Below are 7,107 nucleotides of genomic sequence, written 5' to 3'. Positions count from 1 at the left end.
TAAATTAATAAACGCCTTCGGACTATTTATAAATTAAAATTGGTATAAAATACTGCTGCTGGAGTTTGCACCAATCCCGGGTAGGGATAGAAGCGGAAAGCCCACAGCCCCAAACCCTTTTGGGGCGAGGACTTGGAGCGTATAGCCCGACCTGAGCCTTGGTTCAAGTAAGAGGTTAGAAGGATTTTGGTGGCGAAGGGACCCGCCAAATAATAATTAAATTAATTCAGTTACAAATTATTTCTTACGTTGTACTTTATCATTATCACAAACGTATTTATTTATTATTCTATAGGTATGAATAATGTTTAACATAGAATCAATAATAGCTTTATCTGTAACACGTTCGGTGGTGAAATCAGGTTTAAGTTTTACCACATTGTCACCTGCCATTAAGTAATTGTGGTGAAGGAAACTAGGGTAAGTATTGCTGAATAAACTCAGGTGAAACGAGCGATCGTTGTGATAAGTAGCCGAAGTGTCTAAACCTTTTCCAACCCATTGTTGTTGGTAGTCGAATTCCATTCCAAAATTCTGCTTTAATAATTCGACCAAGGACGGAACAATGTCGATGTGTCCGCAAACCCCTTTAAATTGTTTTGGCTGGGTTAACATAGGAGAATAAATGAGTAATGGAACGTGGTAATAATCAATTTCACTCTTTCTTTCCAGTTCAGAATCTACACGATGATCGCCTGTAATTATGAAAATAGTATTATTAAATTCAGGTTTTGTTTTTATATATTCGAAATACATTCTCAATGCATCATCTGTAAAGAGGGCGGTGGAAATTACTCGTTTATCGCTGTATTCATAAAGAGAATCGAAGTTTGGATTTAGTTTAAAAAGCCGTTGTTTTAAATAGTTTTTGTCGAAGTATTCGTCCGTAGCCAGATTAAATGGACTATGAAGGGAAAGGGTAATAAAAACATCGACAAAGGGTTTATTCTTATCCTTTTGTTTGAAGAATTCGAAGCTTTGTTCAAATAAGTCTTTATCGTTGTAGCCCCAATTGAGTTCGGGATTTATTTTGGAATTTCCACGTGTAAATCGTTGTTTGTCAAATACATCGGCATGTACTGCGCAATTTAGTCCAACATAACGCATGTAATTTCCCACATTGTCGAAGAACAATTCACCACCGTAGTATGAATTGGCCTGGTATTCGTTTTGTTTCAGCAGTTGAATAATGGAGCTATGTTGGGGATACGGTTCAGGTAGGTTCACAAAGCCACGTCCGTTATTGCCGTAAGGTGAGGATGACAAAACATGGGGTAATACTCCGTAAGAGTGTTCGGCATTGCTGAGGAAGTTGCTCCAATACAAACTATGGTCGATAAGGGAATCAACAAAAGGGGTAAAATGGCCGCTGTGGGTGTTTTTTCCGGTGAAGGCTCCCGAAAGGCTTTCCACGCATAGGAATACAATGTTGGGTTTGGAAGCTTGTTCCGGAAAAAAGGGCCCTAACACATTGTTGATTTCATGTTTGGTTAACAGTGGAAACTCCTTGGAGATGTAAGTAAAGTCCGGGTTTATGGCTTGGTAATTCCGGATTGTTTCCAGCAATTCTTCCTTGCTCATCGACGACATTTTTTGAGCCAGGTCAATATCTTCGAAAACTGTTTTCAGGAGGTATAAGCTTTTGTTGTTGCCGAAGTAATAATCGAAATACGAATCGAAATTATGCAAGGCTTTGTAGTAGAAACGTTTGTTGTTAGCGATAATGGCAAAGGCAAGAGCGTATGCTACAACCATTCCGGTTTGGAGATGAAGATGGATGGTCCATTGTCTGATGCGATTATAGCTGGTATGGGCAAAAAAGAAAACAACCGGATAAATAATCCAAATAGCCAGTCGGGACAGGGATAATTCGGCCATTGAAATCTGCAGAATATCCTGGGCAGTAAAATTCATAAAGAGGCTTGACAGCAGAACTCCGGTAGTGAGGTAAAAATGGGTCAATGCAATGTGAACGAACAGCAGCAGGGTGATTAGGATTTTGTAGACCAAGCCGGCCCAGCGTTGACCTAGAAAATTAAGTAAAATCAATGGGAAGAACACGAAAGAAACGGACAAGCTAAAGAAGGCATCCATGTTTAACGCCATTCCCATAGCTCCCAAGGAAGGTACTTTATGAATGGAAATGCCGAGGTAGCTTAGCTCGATGAGACGGACCAGGAATAGACTTAGAAACAGGGTAATTCCGAAAAGGATATGTTTAACAACAAACTCTTTGATGTTGGATAAAAATACCATCAAGGCCTAAATTATTTGCGCCCGCCCCAGGTTTTTCCAAAGCTGATTCCCGCAAAGGGAAGGATGTTGGGAAGGTTGGCTGAATTATTGGTTGGGTTGGAGAAAACATTCATGCCGATTAATGGGGTTATGGTTAAACGCATCATAAAGTATTCACCGTATTCGTTGCGTTTGGAGAAGTAGCGAATTCCTAAAACCGGAGTTAGAAAGATACGGGTTGGTGGATTGGTAAAGTAAAAACCTTCTCCGGCAACCGGGTTAAAATCTATGCGAAACAAAGCACCCATTCCTATTTCAGCTTTAATGCGTTTTTGACCTAATACCCAATTGGCAGCCAAAGGAATATGGACAACAGATTGTGCTCTTTTGATAGGAATGTATTGAAGGCCAATACGAGCAAATAAAGCAGTTTTTCCTGTTTTTACGATCAAACGTTCATAATTGGCAGAATATAAAACAGCACTTCCACCCAATTCCAAATAAAATGCGTTGGGATTGGTGTTTCGGTTTTTATCATGCAATGAAATGGCATCACCTTTCCCTTGCCCGAAGCCGTTAATGGAAGCCACAAGGAAGAGGTTAAGCAATAAAATACGTTTTAAACCAAGCATGTGAATGCCAAAAGTAGCATTTTTAAATCCAATTGGTGCATTGGAGAATTTAAAATTCGAAGTATTTGGTGGGGCAGCAATAGCAAGAATGAATCCCGGACAGGTTTCAAGGGGGCATGAAGCAGTTTTATGCCTTAGCTGAATACTTTGCCTGACCTAACTTGCAGGTAGCCTTGCCAATGCCGGAAGAAAGTTATTGATTTCTGTTTTGTAGGGGTATATTCAGGCGGTAGTAGGAGGCAGTATCGTGGGGGAAAAAGGATGGATTAAGTTGATTGTTGTTATAACTTTGCCATGGTACTGCCCTAAAATCTGAGGATTTTAAAGGAGGAAGAGAATCATTTTGAATGAAAATGCTTACGTTTTGGTGGTATTTAGTTAAGGCCCGGAGGTAGGTTTCAACGCCAAGTCCCCAGGTTACCAGGTATGTTTTTGAATCTAAATCACGCTCTAATACATAGGATTTGGAATGACCTTGTTTCATACTAAGTTCAATCAAAGAATCTATTGCTTGTAGTCGGGTGGAAAAGATAGAGATACCTCGCCAGCAGATGAATATTCCGCCTAAACAGGCAATGATAAGCCAGTTTTTTCCAAGGTTTGATTCTGAATCAGCAAATAAGGTGTGGAGAAAGAGCAGACTAACCATAAAGACGGAGGGTAAAAAGTTCTTTTCCATCATGTAATCGGAGTCGCCGGTTCGAAAGGTGATGATAGCAAGCAGCGTATAAGCTGAAATGGCCCCGAAAAGGATAAAAATTTCCATTTTTTTTCCTTGTTTCCACCAGGTTAGCAAGGTCCACCCGGCAAGGATACCCGTAGGCCAATACAAGTAATAGCTTCGAGTGGCTAAGAATTTAAGTGAAACCCATTTCCATGGAATCAAATCGGAAGGCTGGATATTTTTTAAAAGGGCATATTGGCCAGCATCATAGTTTCCGCTGGAATAAAGGAAGCGGGTGAAACTCCAGGCTACTAATCCTGCCAACAAAGAAAATAGCAAAGGTTTATTTGTTTTAGGTGCTAAAAGCCAATTAGAAAGAAGAACAAATCCCAGCACAAAAACTGCGATTGGATGAATTAACATGGTATTGGCTAATACTGCCAGGCTAAAGAAATACTTGGTCCAGGGTTTAAAGTCGGATTCCAGAATGGCCCAAAACAAGGCTCCAAAGGCCAATGCTTCGTGGGTTTCTGAAATGGGATGAACAAAACTTTGTCTGGTACCTAAAATAACACTTAACAGTACCAACCATGCAGCTTTTGGATTTTTGAGGGGATAAAAGCAAATCCACCAGAGTAAAAAGTACATAGCAATATATCCGGCGGAGAACAGGTAAATTTGCGAGGATAATGGTAAACCAAGCCGTATGCCTATCCAGGAAGGAATAGCCATCCAAAATATGCCATAACGGTCTTGGGGAAAAACAAAAGATTCCGAGTTAAGCTTTTGAAAAAATTGCCAGGCTGAATCAGTGAAAGAAACCCTTTCAGCAGCAAATACTAAGGAAAGTATCAACAAGGAAATCCAAGCCAGCAAAGGGATGGCCGGTTTTTTAATAAAACTTGTTGACTGAATCATTCTGCAAGAATGGGAAATTTTCTTTTCGTAATTTACCTTTGCCCAAAATTACCAAAATTACTCATGAGTCAAGATCGTTTTCAAGCCCCTGATTACTATTTGTTGGATGAACTTCTAACAGATGAACATAAATTAATTAGAGATACAGCCAGGGCTTGGGTGAAGAAGGAAGTAAGTCCAATCATTGAGGAATACGCTCAACGTGCCGAATTTCCAAAGCATTTAATCAAAGGCCTGGCCGAAATTGGTGCTTTTGGACCTTACATTCCTACTGAATATGGTGGAGCCGGTTTGGATCAAATATCCTATGGTTTAATTATGCAGGAATTGGAAAGAGGTGATAGTGGCATTCGTTCTACTGCTTCGGTTCAAAGTTCCTTGGTAATGTATCCTATTTATACTTACGGAAACGAGGAACAGCGTAGAAAATACCTGCCTAAGTTAGCCAGTGGAGAATGGATGGGATGTTTTGGGTTAACGGAGCCGGATCATGGTTCCAATCCGGGTGGTATGTTAACCAATATTAAAGACTGTGGGGATCATTATTTATTGAATGGCGCCAAAATGTGGATTTCCAATGCACCTTTTGCACAGATTGCAGTTGTTTGGGCAAAAGATGAGCAAGGGGATATTCGAGGAATTATTGTTGAACGCGGTATGAGAGGGTTTTCAACTCCCGAAACCCATGGTAAGTGGTCGTTGAGGGCTTCGGCAACAGGCGAATTGATTTTTGATAATGTCCAGGTTCCGAAAGAGAATTTGTTACCCAATGTAAAAGGACTTAAAGGACCGTTAGGGTGTTTGAATTCAGCCCGTTATGGAATTAGTTGGGGCGCTATTGGAGCTGCGATGGATTGTTATGATACCGCTTTGCGTTATTCTCAGGAAAGGATACAGTTTGGCAGACCCATTGGAGGTTTTCAATTGCAACAGCGCAAGTTGGCTGAAATGATAACAGAAATTACCAAGGCCCAGTTGCTGGCATGGCGTTTAGGCGTTTTGAAAAATGAACACAAGGCAACACCTGCCCAAATTTCCATGGCCAAAAGGAATAATGTGCACATGGCCATAACCATTGCCCGCGATGCTCGTCAAATGTTGGGTGGTATGGGTATTACCGGTGAATATCCGATTATGCGTCACAGCATGAATTTGGAAAGCGTTATTACCTACGAAGGTACTCATGACATCCATTTGCTCATAACCGGTATGGATGTTACCGGATTTAATGCCTTTACCTAAGTCATGAATGAATGGGTATTCAGGAGAGTTTATCCGAATCGGCAAGGTTGTTTGGGCCCCAAATAGCCTTAGTAGAAAAAGATAACACCATTACCTATTCCGAATTTTTTGAACTGGTAAAATCCATCCAGGTTGAATTGATTTTAGCCGGTTTGGAAGCCAAACAAGTTGTAGCCGTAAAAGACGATAATAGCATCGCTTTTGCGGCTTCATTGTATGCTGTAATGGGACTTGGTGCCGTTGCCTTGCCGGTGTACCACCAAGTTGGACAAAACGAATGGGATGAAGTATTGGCAAAGGCCAATGTCAACTGGGTTTTAGCCAATTCACAATGGTTTTCGAACAAGGTAAAACCGGCCTTAGTTATTCAAAATCTCCCATTTGTTTTTTTTCGGGTTCATTCCAACCTTAGCAATTGGCAAAGTGTTGAGCATCCTATTTTTATACGATTTACCAGCGGCACTACCGGGCAATCCAAAGGGGTTTTGTTGTCGTTGAACAGCATTTGGGGACGAATTGAATCTGCTAATCGCGTTTTAAATTTGTCATCGAATGATACAGTTGTTTGGGTACTTCCAATGGCCTTTCATTTTGTTGTTTCCATCATGTTATATCTTCGCTATGGTTGTAAAGTGGTGCTTTGTAAAAGTCCTTTCCCTGCAGAAATAGCGGCATTATTAACCAAGGAGCAGGCCAGTTTTTTTTATGCAAGTCCATTACACATAAAGTTGTTGGCTCAATCTAAAGTTACCTTACCTGCTAGTTTGAGGTGGGTAATTTCAACTTCGGCAGGGGCTCAAAGGCATGTTTGCGAACAATTTTATGAACGTTTCCGTATCCCGGTTTCCCAGGCTTATGGCATTATTGAATATGGTTTGCCTTTGATTCATAGTAGACCTGACCCCAATTTAATGGATTCGGTTGGAACAGTTACTCCGGGATATGAAGTTGGAATTTTTGATTCGGAGGGGAATGAATTGCCGGCAGGAATGGAAGGTAGAATGGCTATTCGGGGTGTTGGTCGGTTTCAGGCTTATCTTGTTCCATGGAAACCCGCCGGTTCAGATTGGTTTTACACCGGCGACTGGGCAGTTCGTGACGAACAAGGCAGATATTTTATCAAAGGAAGAGAAAAGTCTATGGTAAATTTGAGCGGATTAAAAGTCTTTCCGGAAGAGGTGGAAGAGGTTTTGCTGCAAATACCCGAGATAAGAGGGTGCAAGGTTTACGGATTGGCCGATGGCAGAGGTGAAGAGGAATTGATTGCTGATATCGTAGTGTTTTCTGAGTTAGATGAAAATACCATCAAGCAATTTCTAAGACAGCATTTGGCCTTGTATAAGGTGCCAAGGAAGATAAATATGGTGAGTGAAATTCCGGAAACCTTTAGTGGTAAGATTAAACGTTGAGTAATTG

At 40.9% G+C, this 7,107-nt stretch carries 6 protein-coding genes; 3 read left to right on the top strand and 3 right to left on the bottom strand.

Translation table 11 applies throughout. From position 1 onward, the window contains the following. Window positions 1-237 precede the first annotated feature (237 nt). On the bottom strand, window positions 238-2,256 hold the full coding sequence (locus tag K1X82_06640; protein ID MBX7181769.1) for an LTA synthase family protein: 2,019 nt from the start codon (window positions 2,254-2,256) through the stop codon (window positions 238-240). Between the two features lie 11 nt (window positions 2,257-2,267). Continuing rightward, entirely contained in the window at window positions 2,268-2,867 is a 600-nt protein-coding gene (locus K1X82_06635; protein ID MBX7181768.1) for a hypothetical protein, read from the bottom strand. A 4-nt stretch (window positions 2,868-2,871) separates the two neighbouring features. Here K1X82_06635 and K1X82_06630 point away from each other — a divergent pair, with 4 nt between their 5' ends. Beyond that, on the top strand, window positions 2,872-3,009 hold the full coding sequence (locus tag K1X82_06630; protein ID MBX7181767.1) for a hypothetical protein: 138 nt from the start codon (window positions 2,872-2,874) through the stop codon (window positions 3,007-3,009). 51 nt (window positions 3,010-3,060) lie between these two features. On the opposite strand, the gene K1X82_06625 is transcribed toward K1X82_06630, so the two are convergent. Beyond that, window positions 3,061-4,449, bottom strand: a complete 1,389-nt coding sequence (locus tag K1X82_06625) for a hypothetical protein (protein MBX7181766.1) — start codon at window positions 4,447-4,449, stop codon at window positions 3,061-3,063. A gap of 63 nt (window positions 4,450-4,512) precedes the next feature. Between K1X82_06625 and K1X82_06620 the strand changes: the two genes are divergently transcribed. After that, window positions 4,513-5,691, top strand: coding sequence for an acyl-CoA dehydrogenase family protein (locus tag K1X82_06620; GenBank protein MBX7181765.1), 1,179 nt, complete (start codon window positions 4,513-4,515; stop codon window positions 5,689-5,691). A gap of 11 nt (window positions 5,692-5,702) precedes the next feature. Continuing rightward, complete coding sequence (locus tag K1X82_06615) at window positions 5,703-7,100, top strand: acyl--CoA ligase (protein ID MBX7181764.1); 1,398 nt, start codon at window positions 5,703-5,705, stop codon at window positions 7,098-7,100. Window positions 7,101-7,107 lie beyond the last annotated feature (7 nt).

Source organism: Bacteroidia bacterium, from assembly GCA_019695265.1.
Taxonomy (GTDB): Bacteria; Bacteroidota; Bacteroidia; order JAIBAJ01; family JAIBAJ01; genus JAIBAJ01.
The sequence above is the reverse complement of the archived record's forward strand: the minus strand, read 5'-3'. Positions and strand labels throughout refer to the sequence as shown.